The 15627-nt window shown below is 73.0% G+C and carries 14 protein-coding genes; 11 read left to right on the top strand and 3 right to left on the bottom strand.

Annotated elements, in window-relative coordinates; genetic code table 11:
- The first annotated feature begins 74 nt into the window (after window positions 1–74).
- The 11 genes from AB0K36_RS15490 (at window position 75) to AB0K36_RS15540 (ending at window position 10402) form a co-directional block, all read left to right on the top strand.
- Complete coding sequence (locus tag AB0K36_RS15490) at window positions 75–1043, top strand: NADPH:quinone oxidoreductase family protein (RefSeq protein ID WP_189472077.1); 969 nt, start codon at window positions 75–77, stop codon at window positions 1041–1043.
- On the top strand, window positions 1040–2227 hold the full coding sequence (locus AB0K36_RS15495) for an acyl-CoA dehydrogenase family protein (RefSeq protein ID WP_364593659.1): 1188 nt from the start codon (window positions 1040–1042) through the stop codon (window positions 2225–2227). The genes AB0K36_RS15490 and AB0K36_RS15495 overlap by 4 nt, the downstream gene beginning before the upstream one ends.
- Window positions 2224–3297, top strand: coding sequence for an acyl-CoA dehydrogenase family protein (locus AB0K36_RS15500; RefSeq protein WP_364593662.1), 1074 nt, complete (start codon window positions 2224–2226; stop codon window positions 3295–3297). The genes AB0K36_RS15495 and AB0K36_RS15500 overlap by 4 nt, the downstream gene beginning before the upstream one ends.
- 98 nt (window positions 3298–3395) lie before the next feature.
- Window positions 3396–4991, top strand: coding sequence for an ABC transporter substrate-binding protein (locus tag AB0K36_RS15505; protein ID WP_364593665.1), 1596 nt, complete (start codon window positions 3396–3398; stop codon window positions 4989–4991).
- Between the two features lie 23 nt (window positions 4992–5014).
- Entirely contained in the window at window positions 5015–5980 is a 966-nt protein-coding gene (locus AB0K36_RS15510; protein WP_364593892.1) for an ABC transporter permease, read from the top strand.
- A complete protein-coding gene (locus tag AB0K36_RS15515; protein WP_364593668.1) occupies window positions 5973–6839 on the top strand; it encodes an ABC transporter permease in 867 nt (288 codons plus the stop codon). The genes AB0K36_RS15510 and AB0K36_RS15515 overlap by 8 nt, the downstream gene beginning before the upstream one ends.
- 134 nt (window positions 6840–6973) lie before the next feature.
- Window positions 6974–7870, top strand: a complete 897-nt coding sequence (locus AB0K36_RS15520; RefSeq protein WP_364593895.1) for an ABC transporter ATP-binding protein — start codon at window positions 6974–6976, stop codon at window positions 7868–7870.
- Window positions 7863–8525 carry an ABC transporter ATP-binding protein gene (locus AB0K36_RS15525; RefSeq protein ID WP_364593671.1) on the top strand — a complete coding sequence of 221 codons (663 nt, stop codon included), beginning with the start codon at window positions 7863–7865 and terminating at the stop codon, window positions 8523–8525. The genes AB0K36_RS15520 and AB0K36_RS15525 overlap by 8 nt, the downstream gene beginning before the upstream one ends.
- Window positions 8526–8678: 153 nt before the next feature.
- Window positions 8679–9551 (top strand): phosphatidylinositol-specific phospholipase C/glycerophosphodiester phosphodiesterase family protein, encoded by an 873-nt coding sequence (locus AB0K36_RS15530; protein WP_364593674.1) that lies wholly within the window; start codon window positions 8679–8681, stop codon window positions 9549–9551.
- Window positions 9552–9678: 127 nt separating this feature from the next.
- Window positions 9679–9873, top strand: a complete 195-nt coding sequence (locus AB0K36_RS15535) for a hypothetical protein (protein ID WP_005307764.1) — start codon at window positions 9679–9681, stop codon at window positions 9871–9873.
- A gap of 82 nt (window positions 9874–9955) precedes the next feature.
- Window positions 9956–10402, top strand: a complete 447-nt coding sequence (locus AB0K36_RS15540) for a nitroreductase family deazaflavin-dependent oxidoreductase (RefSeq protein WP_364593677.1) — start codon at window positions 9956–9958, stop codon at window positions 10400–10402.
- A 21-nt stretch (window positions 10403–10423) separates the two neighbouring features.
- Here the strand turns inward: AB0K36_RS15540 and AB0K36_RS15545 are convergent, their stop codons facing one another.
- The 3 genes from AB0K36_RS15545 to AB0K36_RS15555 form a co-directional block, all read right to left on the bottom strand.
- Window positions 10424–11005, bottom strand: coding sequence for an N-acetylmuramoyl-L-alanine amidase (locus AB0K36_RS15545; protein WP_364593680.1), 582 nt, complete (start codon window positions 11003–11005; stop codon window positions 10424–10426).
- A gap of 268 nt (window positions 11006–11273) precedes the next feature.
- Window positions 11274–12566: an SWIM zinc finger family protein gene (locus AB0K36_RS15550; RefSeq protein ID WP_364593683.1), complete on the bottom strand. Its 1293-nt coding sequence runs from the start codon at window positions 12564–12566 to the stop codon at window positions 11274–11276.
- Window positions 12563–15442: an SCO1167/SCO6262 family helicase gene (locus tag AB0K36_RS15555; protein WP_364593686.1), complete on the bottom strand. Its 2880-nt coding sequence runs from the start codon at window positions 15440–15442 to the stop codon at window positions 12563–12565. The genes AB0K36_RS15550 and AB0K36_RS15555 overlap by 4 nt, the downstream gene beginning before the upstream one ends.
- Window positions 15443–15627: the final 185 nt, after the last annotated feature.

The raw sequence follows: 15627 nt of genomic DNA on the forward strand, positions 1-15627 counted from the left end.
TCTTCACGGACGGGCAAGCGACCGCTTAGTATGCAGCGCAGCACAGTACTGCCCAACGTGTGGGAGGCCCCGAAATGCAGGCATGGCGAGTGCACCGCAACGGCGAGCCGAGCGAGGTGATGCGGCTCGAAGAGGTGGACCGGCCCACGCCCGGCGAAGGACAGCTCCTCCTGAAGGTCCGCGCGGCCAACATCAACTTCCCCGACGCCCTGCTCTGCCGGGGGCAGTACCAGGTGAGGCCGCCGCTGCCGTTCACCCCCGGGGTCGAGGTCTGCGGCGAGACGGAGGACGGCCGGCGCGTCATCGCCAACCCCGCCCTGCCGAACGGCGGGCTCGCCGAGTACGTGGTCGCCGACGCGGCCGCCGTACTCCCCGCGCCCGACGCGCTCGACGACGCGGAGGCCGCCGCCCTGCACATCGGGTACCAGACGGGTTGGTTCGGGCTGCACCGCCGGGCCGCCCTCAAGGAGGGCGAGACGCTGCTCGTCCACGCCGCGGCGGGCGGCGTCGGCAGCGCCGCCGTGCAGCTCGGCAAGGCGGCCGGCGCCCGGGTGATCGGCGTCGTCGGCGGCGCGGAGAAGGCCGCCGTCGCGCGGGAACTGGGCTGCGACGTCGTCATCGACCGCCGCACCGACGACATCGTCGCAGCCGTGAAGGAGGCGACCGGCGGACGCGGCGCGGACGTCGTCTACGACCCGGTGGGCGGCGACGCGTACGCCAAGTCCGCCAAGTGCGTGGCCTTCGAGGGCCGCATCGTCGTCGTGGGCTTCGCCAGCGGCGACATCCCGGCCCCCGCCCTCAACCACGCCCTGGTCAAGAACTACTCGATCATGGGCCTGCACTGGGGCCTGTACGCCACCAAGGACCCGGGCGCCATCGGCCGCTGCCACCAGACGCTCACCGACTACGCGGCCAAGGGCCTGATCAAGCCGCTCATCAGCGACCGGGTCGCCTTCAAGGACGCCGCCGGGGCCGTGCAGCGCGTCGCCGACGGCACCACCACCGGCCGCCTGGTCGTCGTTCCGGACGGAGCGGGCCGATGACGGACGCAGCCGAACTGCTCGACCTCACCAGGAAGCTGCTGGCCGCGCACCCGCCGGCCACCACCGACCGTGCCGACTTCCTTAAGGCGCGCTTCGACGCGGGCCTGGCCTGGGTCCACTTCCCCGAGGGCCTCGGCGGCCTCGGCGCCCCCCGCTCCCTGCAGGCCGTCGTGGACGCCGAACTGGCCGCCGCCGGAGCGCCCGACAACGATCCGCGCCGCATCGGCATCGGACTCGGCATGGCCGCGCCCACCATCCTCAAATACGGCTCGCGGGAGGTGAAGGAGCGCTTCCTGCGCCCCCTGTGGACCGGCGAAGAGGTGTGGTGCCAGCTGTTCAGCGAGCCCGGGGCCGGCTCCGACCTTGCGGCGCTCGGCACCCGCGCCGTACGCGACGAGGGGTCCGGGGACTGGATCGTCACCGGCCAGAAGGTGTGGACCTCCAGCGCGCACGTCGCCCGCTGGGCCATCCTCATCGCCCGCACCGACCCCGACCTGCCCAAGCACCGGGGCATCACCTACTTCATCTGCGACATGACCGACCCCGGTGTGGAGGTCCGGCCGCTGCGCCAGATCACCGGCGAGGCCGAGTTCAACGAGGTCTTCCTCACCGACGTCCGTATCCCGGACGCACATCGCCTCGGCGAGGTCGGTGAGGGCTGGAAGGTCGCCCAGACCACGCTGAACAACGAACGCGTCGCCATCGGCGGCATGCGGCTGCCCCGCGAGGGCGGCATGATCGGCCCCATCGCCAGAACCTGGCGCGAACGCCCCGAACTGCGCACCCATGACCTGCATCAGCGGCTGCTGACCCTGTGGGTCGAGGCCGAGGTCTCCCGCCTCGCGGGGGAGCGGCTGCGCCAGCAGCTCGTCGCCGGCCAGCCCGGCCCGGAGGGCAGTGCGATGAAACTCGCCTTCGCCCGCCTCAACCAGGAGATCAGCGGCCTGGAGGTCGAACTGCTGGGCGAGGAAGGCCTGCTGTACGACGACTGGACGATGCGCCGGCCCGAGCTCGTCGACTTCACCGGACGCGACGCCGGCTACCGCTATCTGCGGTCCAAGGGCAACTCGATCGAGGGCGGCACCACCGAGGTGCTGCTGAACATCGTCGCCGAACGCGTCCTCGGGCTGCCCTCCGAGCCGCGCAACGACAAGGACGTCGCCTGGAAGGACCTCGCGCGATGACGGATCTGCTCTACTCGGAGACCGAGGACGACCTGCGCGCCGCCGTGCGGTCCCTCGTCGCCGCCCGCGGCGACACGACGGCACTCGCGGTCCGCGCCGAGGCCGGTTCGCCCTACGACCCGCGGCTGTGGAACTCGCTCGCCGCCGAGATGGGGGCCGCCGGCCTGCTCGTCCCCGAGAAGCTCGGCGGTCAGGGCGCCTCCCACCGGGAGGCCGCGGTCGTGCTGGAGGAACTGGGGCGTGGCGTGGTCGCCGCGCCGTATCTCACCAGCTCGGTCGTCGCGACGCAGGCGCTGCTGGCGCTCGACACCGGGACGGAGGCCGTCGCCGCGCTGCTCGCGGAACTGGCGGAAGGCCGGCGCACGGCCGTTGTGGCCGTGCCGCTGTCCACGGCGCCGGACGGCCCGCTGCCCGACGGCTCCGGGCGCATCACCGGTGTCGCCGACGCGGCGACGGCCGATGTGCTGCTGGTGCTCAGGGCCGACGGGCTGTACGCGGTCGAGGCGGCGCAGGCCGTCGTCGAACCGCAGACCCCCTTCGACCTCACGCGTCCCCTCGCGGCCGTCACCGCCGGGGACGGCGGGACGCGACTGGCGGACGCCGCGGCGGGTACCGCTGCCGTGCGCCGTGGCCTGCTCGCCGGGGCCGGCCTGCTCGCCTCCGAGCAGCTCGGTCTCGCGGAGTGGTGCCTGGAGGAGACGGTCCGGCACACCGGCGAGCGGCACCAGTTCAACCGTCCCATCGGCTCGTTCCAGGCGCTCAAGCACCGCATGGCACAGCTGTGGCTCGAGGTCGTCTCCGCGCGGGCGGCCGCCCGCGCCGCCGCCGACGCCCTGGCGACCGGCAGCCCCGAGGCGGCGCTGTCGGTGGCCGTCGCCCAGGCGTACTGCTCACGGGTCGCGGTCCACGCGGCAGAGGAGTGCGTGCAGTTGCACGGCGGCATCGGCATGACGTGGGAACACCCCGCCCACTTGTACCTCAAGCGGGCCAAGGCCGACGAGATCGCGCTCGGCACGCCCGGACGGCACAAGGAGGCAGTGGCGGCCCTCGTCGATCTCCAGGCTCCCTAGCCCCGCCCGTAACACCCCCCGTTCCGTCGCACCCTTTACATGCTGTTTAATGCGAGACGTTTGCAATAACGGCTGATCTTCAACAGGGGTGGACGTTCATGACGGGCCGATCGATACGGGCTGCCGCCGCCACGGCCGTGGCCGCCGCGCTGACCTTCGGCGCGGCGGCCTGCTCGAACCCGGGCGGCGGCGCCGGGGGGCCGGGCGCGAAGGACTCGGCGGTCGTCGGCATCGCCTACGAACCGGACAGCCTCAGCCCGCTGCTCGGCTACGGCAAGGACGGCAACTCCAAGATCTTCGACGGGCTGCTCGCCTTCGACCAGGACATGAGGCTGCGGCCCGCCCTCGCCGCCGAGCTGCCCGAAGTCAGCGCCGACCGCCTCACCTACACGTACAGGCTCCGCGAGGGCGTGAAGTTCAGCGACGGCACGCCCTTCAGCGCCAAGGACGTCGTCTTCACCTACCGCACCGTCCTGGACGAGAAGACCAACAACGCCTCCAGGACCGAGCTCGACGCGGTCAAGGACGTGAGGGCCGAAGGCGACGACACCGTCGTCTTCACACTCAAGTACCCCTACGCGCCCTTCGCGCAGCGCACCGTCCTGCCCATCGCCCCCGAGCACATCGCGGGCCGGCAGGACGTCAACACCGGTCCGTTCACCACGAAGCCGATCGGGACCGGCCCGTACATCCTCACCGGCTGGTCCAAGGGCGAGAAGATCAGCTTCAAGGCCAACCCGGACTACTGGGGCGGCGCGCCCGCCGTGAAGAAGTTCACCATGGCGATCATCAAGGACGACGACGTCCGCGCCACCCGGCTGCGCGCCGGTGACCTCGACGGCGCGATCCTGCCGCCCAACCTCGCCAAGGGATTCGAGGGCGAGCAGGGCAGGAAGACGTACCGGGCCACCACGTACGACTACCGGACCGTCACGCTCCCCACCGGCAACAAGGTCGCGGGCGACACCGCGGTGCGGCGGGCGCTCGACATCGCCGTCGACCGGCGCGCCATGGTGGACAGCATCCTCGACGGCGCCGGCAAGCCCGCCTACGGCCCGGTCCCCACCGGCAGCGAATGGTTCGCCGAGGGGACAGAGCGCCGCCACGACCTCGCGGGCGCGAAGAAGATCCTCGACGAGGCCGGCTGGAAGCCCGGCAAGGACGGCGTCCGCGTCAAGAACGGCGTCCGCGCCGCGTTCCCGCTGTGGTACCTCACCGGCGACAAACTCCGCCAGGACCACGCCCTCGCCTACGCCTCCGACGCCAAGAAGGCAGGCATCGACATCACCACCAAGGCGGGCACCTGGGAGGTCATCGAACCGCGGATGGAGCACGACGCCGTGCTCGCCGGCGGCGGCGCGCCCGGCGACCCCGACTTCGACCAGTACCTGCTGCTCAACTCCGCCCTCGCCGGCGACGGCTTCAACAACATGGCCCGGTACGACAACCCGGCCGTCGACAAGGCCCTCGACACCGGCCGCCGCAGCGACGAGAAGGCCCTCCGCAAGGCCGCGTACGACACCGTCCAGCACGAACTGGTGAAGAACCCCGGATACACCTTCCTCACCCACATCGACCACCTGTACGTCGTGGACGACACGTGGGACGGCCTCACCACCCAGGTCGAGCCGCACGACCACGGCCTGGCCTCCGGCCCCTGGTGGAACGTCGAGGACTGGACGCCGAAGAAGTGAAACGCGCCCTCCCCGCCGCGGCGATGGCGCGGATGGCGGGACGCCGGGCCCTGCTCGCCGTCCCGGTCCTGCTCACCGTGACCTTCGCGGTCTTCGCCGTGGCCGCCGCCTCGCCCTTCGACCCCGTCAAGGCGTACACCGGCAGCGCCGGCCTCACCGCCTCGCAGGAGAACCTCGACCAGATCCGCGCCAACCTCGGCGTGGACCAGCCGCTCGTCACCCGCTGGTGGGACTGGCTGACCTCGGCCCTGACGGGCGACCTCGGCGACTCCAGCGTGATGCGCCAGCCGGTCGCCGACGTGATCGCCGAGCGGATCGGCTGGTCCGCGCTGCTCGCCCTCACCGCCTTCGCGCTGGCCATCGTGCTCGGCACCACCCTCGGTGTGCTCGCCGCCCGCCGCCGCGGCGGACTCCTCGACCGGTGCGTCAGCTCACTGGCGTACACCCTCGAAGCCGCACCCGCCTTCTGGCTCGGCCTCCTCGCGATCTGGTTCTTCGCGCTCGAACTCGGCGTCCTGCCGGCCGGCGGGCTCACCGACACCGCCAGTGACACCGTGACCGCCGGACAGGTGGCGAGGCACCTGGTGCTGCCCGCCGCGGTCCTCGGCGTCAGTCAGCTGCCGTGGTTCTTCCTTTACGTCCGCCAAGGCGTCGGCGACGCCCTCGACGAGGACCCGGTGCGCGGCGCCCGCGCACGCGGCTTGGCCGAGCGCACCGTCCTCCTCGGCCACGCGCTGCGCTCCGGCATGCTGCCGATGCTCACCCTCATCGGCTCCCGTGTACCCGAACTCATCACCGGAGCCCTGCTGGTGGAGACCGTCTTCAGCTGGCCGGGCATCGCCGCCGCGACCGTTCAGGCCGCGACCTCCGTCGACTTCCCGCTGCTCGCCGCCCTCACGGTGCTCGCGACGGCGGCCGTCCTGCTCGGCAACCTCCTGTCCGACCTGCTGTACGGACTGGCCGACCCGAGGGTGGGCTTCGATGGCTGACCTCGACTGGAAGTCCCAGGGCCGCACCCGCCGCTCCACCCGCACCGTACGCGTCGCCGTGTCCACCGTGACCGTGGCGGCCGTGGCGCTGGCCGTCCTGCTCGTACCGCCCCTCGTGCAGCTCGACCAACAGGCCGTCGACCTGTCGATGAAGCTGCGGCCGCCGTCCTTCGCCCACCCCTTCGGCACCGACGACGTCGGCCGCGACCTGTTGCTGCGCTGCGTCTACGGACTTCGGGTGTCGCTGCTCGTGGGGCTGGTCGCGGCCCTTGCCGCCACCGTCATCGGCACCGTGGTCGGCGCGGCCGCCGCGGTGTTCGGGGGCTGGACCGACCGGGCCCTGATGCGACTGGTGGACACCTTCTCCTCGGTGCCGCACCTGTTGCTCGGGATCTTCGTCGTGGCCATGTTCCGCCCGGCGGTCTGGCCCGTGATCGTGTCCGTCGCGCTGACGCACTGGCTCTCCACGGCCCGCATCGTCCGCTCCGAAGTGCTGTCGTTGCGCGCACGCCCGTACATCGACGCGGCCGTCAGCGGCGGCGCGACACGGTGGCGGGTCGCCGCGCGGCATCTGCTGCCAGGGGTGCTCCCGCAGGCCGGACTCGCGGCCGTACTGATGGTGCCGCACGCGATGTGGCACGAATCGGCGCTGTCGTTCCTCGGCCTCGGCCTGCCGACCCACCAGGCGAGCCTCGGCAACCTGGTGCAGTCCGCCCGCGGTTCGCTGCTCGCCGGCGACTGGTGGCCGACGCTGTTCCCCGGGCTGTTCCTGATCATCCCCACGCTCGCCGTGGCCGGGCTGGCCGGCGCCTGGCGCGAACGGCTCAACCCTCGCCGCCGATCGGAGCTGATGCTGTGACCGCGCCGTCCACCGACCCGTCGCCGGCCGTGGGCACCGAGACCCCGGCCGCCTCTTCCGGCTCCTCCGCTTCTTCCGCTTCCTTCGTGGCGCGGCGCGTGCTCGCCGTGCGCGGACTGTCGGTGCGCTTCACGATGCGCGACGGGCGGCATGTGGCAGCGGTCAACGACGTGACGTTCGACCTCGCGGCCGGCGAATGCCTCGCACTCGTCGGAGAGAGCGGCTGCGGCAAGTCCGTCCTCGCCTCCGCCCTCCTCGGACTGCTCCCGGCGAACGCCCGGACCGCCGGGTCCGCCGTCGTCGACGGCGTGGAACTGCTCGGCGCCGGCGAACGCACCCTCGCACGCACCGTACGGGGACGCCGGATCGGGCTCGTCCCCCAGAGTCCCGCCGCGCACCTCACCCCCGTGCGCACCGTCGGCGCGCAACTCGCCGAGACCGTGCGCGCGCTGACCGGGCTGCGCGGCACCGACGCCCGCGACGCCGCCCTCACGGCGGCGGCACGGGCGGCGTTCCCCGCCGGGCACCTCGACCGGTACCCGCACGAGCTCTCCGGGGGACTGGCACAGCGCGCCGCCACGGCGATCGCGCTCGTCGGCGACGCGCCGCTGCTGCTCGCCGACGAGCCGACGACGGGCCTGGACCGGGAACTCGTCGACCACACCGCCGACGAACTGCGCCGGCACGCCGACGAAGGACACGCACTCCTGCTGATCACCCACGACCTCGCGGCAGCCGCCCGGACGGCCGACCGGGTCGCCGTCATGTACGCCGGCCGCATCGTCGAGATCACCTCCGCCGAGGCATTCTTCGGCAGCCCCGGACCGCGCCACCCCTATGCGCGCGGCTTGCTGAACGCCCTGCCGGAAAGGGAGTTCGCCCCCATCCCCGGCCTGCCGCCGGAGCTGGGCGACCTGCCGGCCGGCTGCGCGTTCGCCCCTCGGTGCCCGTGGGCCGACGACGCCTGCACGGTCCTGCCACGGCTCGCCGGAGACGTCGCCTGCCACCACCCGGAGGACCGGCATGTTTGAACTGCGGGACATCACCGCCGGGTACGACCGTCGCGAGCCGGTCGTACGCGGCGCCTGCCTGACCGTCGCCCCCGGGGAGGCGGTCGGCCTGCTCGGGCCCAGCGGCTGCGGCAAGTCGACCCTCGCGAAGGTCGCCGCCCTGCTGCACCGGCCCGCCGCCGGTCAGGTCGTCATCGACGGCGAACCGGTCAACGGATGGCGCCACGCCGCCCCGCGTACCCTGCGAACCGCCGTCGGTGTCGTCTTCCAGCAGCCCAGGCTCTCCGCGGATCCGCGCCTGCGGCTCCGTGAGGTGATCGCGGAGCCCCTGCGGGCGGTCGGCCGAAGCCGTGCCGACGCCGCCGCCCGCGCGCTGGAGACGGCCGAGGCCGTGGGTCTCACCGGCGAACTCCTCGGCCGGCGGCCGCACGAGGTGAGCGACGGACAGCTCCAACGCGCCTGCCTGGCCAGGGCGCTGGTGCTGCGGCCCCGCTGGCTGGTCTGCGACGAGATGACGGCCATGCTCGACGCGTCGACGACCGCCGCGCTGGTGAACGTCGTCGAGGACTACCGCCGCGAACACGGCGCCGGTCTGCTCGCGGTGGGCCACGACCGCGTCCTGCTCGACCGCTGGTGCGACCGGACGGTCGAGTGGTCCCGTATCGCACAGGCCTGACATCCGGGCCGCCCGACGTCGGGGCGCCGGCCATGGAGGACGGACGCCGCACATGACGAATGGCCGAACTCCTGGTGCCACTCTGCACATTGAGGCCGGTCCGGCGGATACTCACCGGTGTCCCTCCCGACCCGCAGAGCCCGGAGGTCATTCGTGCCGACCACTCGTCGCAGAGCCGTCACCACCCTCGCCGCCGCACTCGCCGGTGCCGTCGCGGTGCCGTCCCAGGCCCGCGCCGCGGCGCGCGGCGGCGCACCGGACGGCCCGGCGCCGCTGCGCCGGGCGCACGCGCACAACGACTATCTGCACGAACGCCCCCTGCACGACGCGCTGTCGCACGGCTTCACCAGCGTCGAGGCAGACATCTTCCTCGTCGACGGCGAACTGCTCGTCGCCCACGAACCGGCCGAACTCGACCCCGCACGTACCCTGCGCTCGCTCTACCTCGACCCCTTGCTCGCCCGGGTGCGCGCCAACCACGGAAGCGTGTACCCGGGCCGCCGCCGCCCCGTCCAGCTGCTGATCGACATCAAGACGGACGGCGTCGCGGCCTACCTGGAACTCGACCGCCAACTCCGGCAGTACCGGCGCATGCTGAGCAGCTGCGCCCACGGGCACGTGCGCCTCGGCGCCGTCACCCCGGTCGTCTCCGGGGACCGTGCGGCCCGCGCCCCGATGGAGACGCAGCGGGTGCGGTACGCGTTCTACGACGGCCGCCTCGACGACCTCGCCGCGGCCGAGCCCGCTCCGGCCTCCTTCATCCCGCTGATCTCCAGCAACTGGACGCACAGCTTCAGCTGGCTCGGCACCGGTGAATTCCCCGCCGCGGAACGCGAGAAGCTGCGCACTCTCGTCGCCACGGCCCACCGGCGCTCCCAGCGGGTCCGCTTCTGGGCCACACCCGACCTCGAGGGGCCGGCCCGCGACGCCGTGTGGCGTGAACTGCTCGCTGCCGGAGCCGACCACATCAACACCGACGATCTGGCCGGTCTGGAGCGCTTCCTGCGCGTTCACGACCGCGGGTGACCACCCTTTCCGCCGGATCTCCGAGATGCACCCGTACGGCGGACACGCCAGTCGGCCGTACGGGACCTCCGCTGCGCCAGACTGGCCGCCGAATGCCGCAATTCCGGCGCGGCGAAGGAGGTTGGCGATGGCCATTTCGATCTCGGTGGTGCTGCTCCTGCTGGTGCTCGCAGTGATCTTCCTGCGCAGCGGAGGGCTGAAGATGAGCCACGCGGTCGTCTGTGCGCTGCTCGGCTTCTTCCTGGCGGGCACCAGCATGGCGCCGACCATCCAGGAGGGCATCGCGGCCACGGCCAACGTCGTCGGGAGCCTGCGGCCCTGAGTAAGCAGCCCGCAGACCGGGCATCCGCACGGCGTACCGGTGCCGGACCGACGGCAGAGCCACAGGCGATGGGAAGAACGCAATGCCACTCGAGGGTGAGTACGAGCCGAGCCCCGAACAATGGGTCCGCGATCAGGTCGAGGAGTACGAGAAGTCCGGTGGTACGCGCGGCACCACGCTGCGCGGGATGCCGGTCGTCGTCCTCACCACGCGCGGCGCCAGAAGCGGAAAGATCCGCAAGACACCGCTGATGCGGGTCGAACACGCGGGCGCGTACGCCCTGGTCGCCTCCCAGGGCGGATCGCACAGGCACCCGGTCTGGTACTACAACGTCAAGACCCACCCACAGGTCGAGCTCCAGGACGGTCCGGTGCGCAGGGACATGACGGCGCGTGAGGTGAGCGGCGCGGAGAAGGCCGTGTGGTGGGCGCGCGCCGTGGAGGCGTTCCCCGACTACGAGGGCTATCAGCAGAAGACCGAACGGGAGATCCCTGTCTTCGTCGTCGAACCGCCGGACCGGGACCGCTGATCCGCGAGGACCGCCGCCGGGTCAGGAGAGGTTGACGAGACGGATGTAGCGCACCCAGTCCCAATGGGGGCCCGGGTCGGTGTGGGTGGCGCCGGGCACCTCCGAGTGGGCGATGATGTGCGCCCGGTCCTTGGGGATGCCGTACCGGTCGCAGACCGACGCGGTGAGCGCCGCGGACCGTTCGTAGAGGGCATGGGTGAAGTACGCGGGCCGGTCCACCCAGCCCTCGTGCTCGATGCCGATGCTCCATGTGTTGTAGTTCCAGTTGCCCGCGTGCCAGGCGACGTCGCGCTCCCGCACGCACTGTGCGATGTGTCCGTCGGAGGAACGCACCACGTAGTGCGCGGACACCCGCCTCGCCGGGTCACGGAAGATGGCGAGCGTGTCCGCGTAGGTCTCCTGGGTGACGTGGACGACGACGTACCGCACCGGATAGGCCGTGGGCCTGCTGGAAGCGGTGTAGTTGGCGGACGCGGCCGGCTGCCACTCGGCGGCCGGGTAGTCCGTCACCGCGGTGGTGCCCGCCTGCGCGCGGGTCGCGGGCATCAGGGCGTGCGCGGCGGCCGTCGCGGCGGCGCCCCGGAGCAGGGATCTGCGGTCCATGGGCCTTCTCCCGGTGGGTGTGCGGGGACACGGCAGGACAAGGCCGGTGAGAGCCTCGGGGCACCACGGTACTGGCGCCCCGGTGACCGGCGGAAGAACGCCGTGGCCGTCAACTGTGCAACGTGCCAACGGAGTTGGCGACCGCTCGGGGCGGCGCCCGGTCGTTCGCGCGGGTATGGGCGGGAGTACGTACGGATCCGTCCGGGCCGGTCGTGCGTACGGGCTCCGGGACGCCCGCGCCGTCCCGGAGCCCTCACCCCACGGTGTGTCAGTCGCCCTCGCGCGACGCGTCCGCGAGGGCCTGCGCCGGGTCGGGCGACCCCGGGCCGGCCGGCGCCCAGGCGTCCCGTTCCCTACGGAAGGGCCACCAGTTCCCGTCGCGGCCCAGGCGCAGCTGCTCCCCGGTTCCGACGACCGTCCACCGCGCGGGGCCCGAGGGGCGCAGCCGAGGCCGGTCCGGCTCCGCCGCCCAGGCGGCCGCCAGTGCGCTCGCCGCACGCGACCGCTGTTCCTCGTCCGGTACGAAGTCCTCCTCGAGCACCGCCAGTCCGGCGGCCCCGCCGTAGCGCCACGCCCGGACCGCGAGGTCCAGTTCGCCGCGGGTGCGTTCCGTGCCGGCGGCGAGCCGTGCGGCGATCACCGGTCCGGGCACCGACGCGGCCATCCGCACCGCGTCCTCGTCCCGCGTCAGGACGGGTTCCGGAGCCTGCCCGGCATGGCCGGGCGCGAGAGCCTGGGCCAGCATCCGGTGTGCGCGTGCCGCCGCGTCGGCGGCGAGGAACTCCAGCGCCGCGGCGTCGGGCCCGCCCGCCGGAGCCGTCCCGGTGTCGAGGGCCGGAGCGGGTCCGGGCTCGTCCGGCAGCGTCGGCGGAGCGGGCAGCGGCGGCAGGATGCCGCCCGCCGCGAACGCCTCGTCGGCGCGCACCCCCGCCGGCGCCGCCGCCCCCTCCTCGTCGTCCGCCAGGACCACCCCCGGCGCGTTCGCCCGAGCGACGCTCCGCAGCTGAAGTTCGTCCAGCACGCGGCGCTCCCCGCGCCCGCGCACGAGCAGCAGGACGAACGGGTCCTGGTCCAGCAGGCGCCCCACCTGGTAGCAGAGCGCGGCCGTGTGCGGACAGTGGTCCCAGGCGTCGCACGTGCACTCCGGCTCCAGGTCACCGATCCCCGGCAGCAGCTCCACCCCGGCGGCCGCGGCGTCCTCCACGAGATGCGGCGGCATGTCCCGGTCGAGCAGCGCGGCGATGTGCCCCGCGCTGTCGGTGGCCATGTCGAGGAAGCGTTCCCAGTCCTGCTCGTCGAGTTCCTGGAGCAGTACGTCGCTGCGGTACGCCGTGCCGTCGCGGTCCCGGACCACCGCGGTGATCCGGCCGGGGCGGACGGTGACCGCGCCGACCGCCCCCTCCCGTGCGTGCCGACGGCCCTTCTTCAGCTGCTCGCCGTCGAGGGCGGTGTCCTGAAGGGCCTTGAGCCAGGCCTGCCCCCACCATGTCTGCGCGAAGCCCCTGCCGTGCGCGGGCGGGAGCGCGTCGAAGGTGCGCGTCAGTGCCTCGGGTCCCGTCATCGTCCCGCTCCTCGCAGTTCCACCAGGTCGGCCAGTTCGGCGTCGGTCAGTTCGGTGAGGGCGGCCTCGCCGGCCCCGAGCACCGAGTCGGCCAGGTCCTTCTTGCGGTCCAGCATCTGTGCGATGCGGTCCTCGATCGTCCCCTCGGCGATCAGCCGGTGCACCTGGACCGGCCGGTCCTGCCCGATGCGGTAGGCGCGGTCGGTCGCCTGCGCCTCCACCGCCGGGTTCCACCAGCGGTCGAAATGCACCACATGCTCGGCCCGGGTGAGGTTCAGGCCCGTGCCTGCCGCCTTCAACGACAGCAGGAACACGGGCACTTCGCCGTTCTGGAAGCGGTTCACCATCGCCTCCCGCTGGGGTACCGGTGTGCCGCCGTGCAGGAACTGGGTCCGCACCCCGCGCCGGGCGAGGTGCCCTTCGAGCAGCCGCGCCATCTGCACGTACTGGGTGAACACGAGCACGCTCGCCTCCTCGGCGAGGATGGTGTCCAGCAGTTCGTCGAGCAACTCCAGCTTGCCGGAGCGTCCCTCGATCCTGGGCCGTTCCTCCTTGAGGTACTGCGCCGGGTGGTTGCAGATCTGTTTGAGCGCGGTGAGGAGTTTGACCACCAGGCCACGCCGTTCCATGCCGCCGGCCCCGGAGATGGCGGCGAGCGTCTCGCGCACCACCGCCTCGTACAGGCCGGCTTGTTCGGCCGTCAGCGACACCTCGCGGTCGGTCTCCGTCTTGGGCGGCAGCTCGGGCGCGATGCCGGGGTCGGACTTGCGCCTGCGCAGCAGGAAGGGCCTCACCAGGGCGCCCAGCCGCCGGGCGGCGGCGGGGTCGGCGCCCCCCTCGACGGCCTGCGCGTAACGGCTGCGGAAGGTGCCGAGCCGCCCGAGCAGGCCGGGGGTGGTCCAGTCGAGGATCGCCCAGAGCTCGGACAGATTGTTCTCCACCGGCGTTCCGGTGAGCGCCACACGTGCCTTCGCGTCGATGGTGCGCAGCTGCCTGGCGGTCGCCGAGTAGGGGTTCTTGACGTGCTGCGCCTCGTCGGCGACGACCATGCCCCATTCGGCCTCCGCGAGCCGGGCCGCGTCGAGGCGCATGGTGCCGTACGTGGTGAGGACGAACTCCCCGTCACCGAGCCCGTCGAGGGACCGGGCGGGGCCGTGGAAGCGCCGTACGGGCGTGCCGGGGGCGAACTTCCCGATCTCCCGCTGCCAGTTGCCCATCAGGGACGTCGGGCAGACCACGAGGGTCGGACCGGCGGCCGCCGGGTCGGTCTGCCGGTGCAGATGGAGCGCGATGAGGGTGATGGTCTTGCCGAGCCCCATGTCGTCGGCCAGGCAGCCGCCGAGGCCGAGCGACGTCATCCGGTGCAGCCAGTTGAGCCCGCGCAGCTGGTAGTCGCGCAACGACGCCCGGAGCGCCGCCGGCTGCCCGATCTCCTGCGGTCCGCCCTCCGGTTCGGCGAGCCGTTCGCGGAGGCGTTCGAGCGCGCCGGACGCCTCGACGTCGACCGTACGTCCGTCGACCTCCGCCGTGCCGGTCAGCACGGCGCCGAGCGCGTCGACGGGGGACAGCTTGCGGTCCTGGCTCTCGCGGGCGCGCCTGGCCTCCGCCGGGTCGATCAGCACCCACTCGTCACGCAGCCGGACGACCGGCCGGCCCGCCTCCGCCAGCTGGTCCAGCTCGGCCCGGGTGAGCCGGTCGTCCCCCAGGGCGAAACGCCAGTTGAAAGACAGCAGGGCGTCCGCCGACAGGAACGACGGGAGCCCCGACGAATCCTGGCCCGATGCCTGCTCACCGTCGTCGGGCGGGCCGATCACGGCGCGCGCGGTCAGGCGCCGGGCGAGCTGCCGGGGCCAGTGCACCTGGACCCCGGTTGCCGCGAGCGCCCTTGACGCTTCGCCCAGCAGCTCGGTGACCTCTTCGTCGGCGAGGTCGACGGCGTCCGGAACGGCTGCGTGCAGCAGGGGCGCCAGCGCCGGCCAGGCGTGGGCCGCCCGGCGCAGCGCGAGGAGAGCGTCGAGCCGGGCCCGCGGCCCGAACGCGGCGGCCGAGGAGCCGGAACCCGCCCACACGTCGGCGGCGTCGGCCACGAGCGCCGGGTCGCTGACGCTGTGGATCTGCAGCACGGCACGGAACCGAGGAGCGTCGTCCGCCGGGCCGGTGTCCTCGAGGCCCGGCAGTTCGACCCGTAGCGAGAGCCGCACCCCCGCGTCGTGCCCGGCGGCGATGTCCGCCGCCCAGGCGCGCAGTCCGGGCAGATGCTGCGCCTCGGGCACGGCGAACGCCGGTCCTTCGGCGGCGAGCGGAGCGGCGGGGGAGCGGGGCAGCCCGTCCGCCACCGCGTCGAGGAACTGGCGCAGCAGGCACTCCGGTTCGGGCAGCGAGAGCGTCCCGGCCGGTCCGTCCACGGGTACGGCGTGCGCGGCGGGCGGCATGGAGGCCGCCAGGGTCCGCATCCGTTCCAGGTCCTCGGGTGTGAGCGGCCCCATCCGCCAGGCGTCCATGCCGGTGGGGCTCAGGCCGGGCAGGAGCAGTCCGCGCGCGGCGAGTTGGAGGGCGAGGAGCGAGGCCGCTCCCCAGAAGGCCGCGGATCCGCGGGAGTCCGCAGCGGTGCGGGCGCGGGTCAGGACGGGCAGTGCTTCCGGTACGGGCAGCAGCAGCGCCGGCACGGTGGCCGTGCGGAGGCCGGACGTGACGACGGTGAGCGGGGCGAGCGTGTCGTCGTCGACGGGAAGCTCCTTGCCGTCGGAGCGCCAGAACGCGACCCGGCCCGTGCGCGCGGGATCACCCGGGAGGAAGACGACCGAGCAGGTGGCGAGGGCGTGAAGGGCAGGGGAGTCGACGGCGGGGGAGGAGGTTGCCGAAGGGAGCACATGCACGACGATGACGCATTCCTCAAATTTGACTACCGCAGGACGGAAGCGCCGAGGGTACACCACCGCGGAACGTTCACGGCGGCCGTCACCCGGTGATGTGGCTCACTCCACGCTGTCGACGGGTCTGCCGTACCGTCGGGGGTACAGCCAGCGCCACCCCGACGGGCGGGATTGCCCCCGCCGAGCCC

The sequence above is a fragment of the Streptomyces kurssanovii genome, from assembly GCF_040677245.1.
Lineage (GTDB): Bacteria > Actinomycetota > Actinomycetes > Streptomycetales > Streptomycetaceae > Streptomyces > Streptomyces kurssanovii.

What these genes read in the sequence shown, in the direction of transcription:
- AB0K36_RS15490 (WP_189472077.1), top strand. Translation starts at nt 75, where the DNA reads ATGCAGGCATGGCGAGTGCACCGCAACGGCGAGCCGAGCGAGGTGATG.
- AB0K36_RS15495 (WP_364593659.1), top strand. Translation starts at nt 1,040, where the DNA reads ATGACGGACGCAGCCGAACTGCTCGACCTCACCAGGAAGCTGCTGGCC.
- AB0K36_RS15540 (WP_364593677.1), top strand. Translation starts at nt 9,956, where the DNA reads ATGCCACTCGAGGGTGAGTACGAGCCGAGCCCCGAACAATGGGTCCGC.
- AB0K36_RS15545 (WP_364593680.1), bottom strand. Translation starts at nt 11,005, where the DNA reads ATGGACCGCAGATCCCTGCTCCGGGGCGCCGCCGCGACGGCCGCCGCG.
- AB0K36_RS15500 (WP_364593662.1), top strand. Translation starts at nt 2,224, where the DNA reads ATGACGGATCTGCTCTACTCGGAGACCGAGGACGACCTGCGCGCCGCC.
- AB0K36_RS15505 (WP_364593665.1), top strand. Translation starts at nt 3,396, where the DNA reads ATGACGGGCCGATCGATACGGGCTGCCGCCGCCACGGCCGTGGCCGCC.
- AB0K36_RS15525 (WP_364593671.1), top strand. Translation starts at nt 7,863, where the DNA reads ATGTTTGAACTGCGGGACATCACCGCCGGGTACGACCGTCGCGAGCCG.
- AB0K36_RS15510 (WP_364593892.1), top strand. Translation starts at nt 5,015, where the DNA reads ATGGCGCGGATGGCGGGACGCCGGGCCCTGCTCGCCGTCCCGGTCCTG.
- AB0K36_RS15535 (WP_005307764.1), top strand. Translation starts at nt 9,679, where the DNA reads ATGGCCATTTCGATCTCGGTGGTGCTGCTCCTGCTGGTGCTCGCAGTG.
- AB0K36_RS15520 (WP_364593895.1), top strand. Translation starts at nt 6,974, where the DNA reads ATGCGCGACGGGCGGCATGTGGCAGCGGTCAACGACGTGACGTTCGAC.
- AB0K36_RS15550 (WP_364593683.1), bottom strand. Translation starts at nt 12,566, where the DNA reads ATGACGGGACCCGAGGCACTGACGCGCACCTTCGACGCGCTCCCGCCC.
- AB0K36_RS15515 (WP_364593668.1), top strand. Translation starts at nt 5,973, where the DNA reads ATGGCTGACCTCGACTGGAAGTCCCAGGGCCGCACCCGCCGCTCCACC.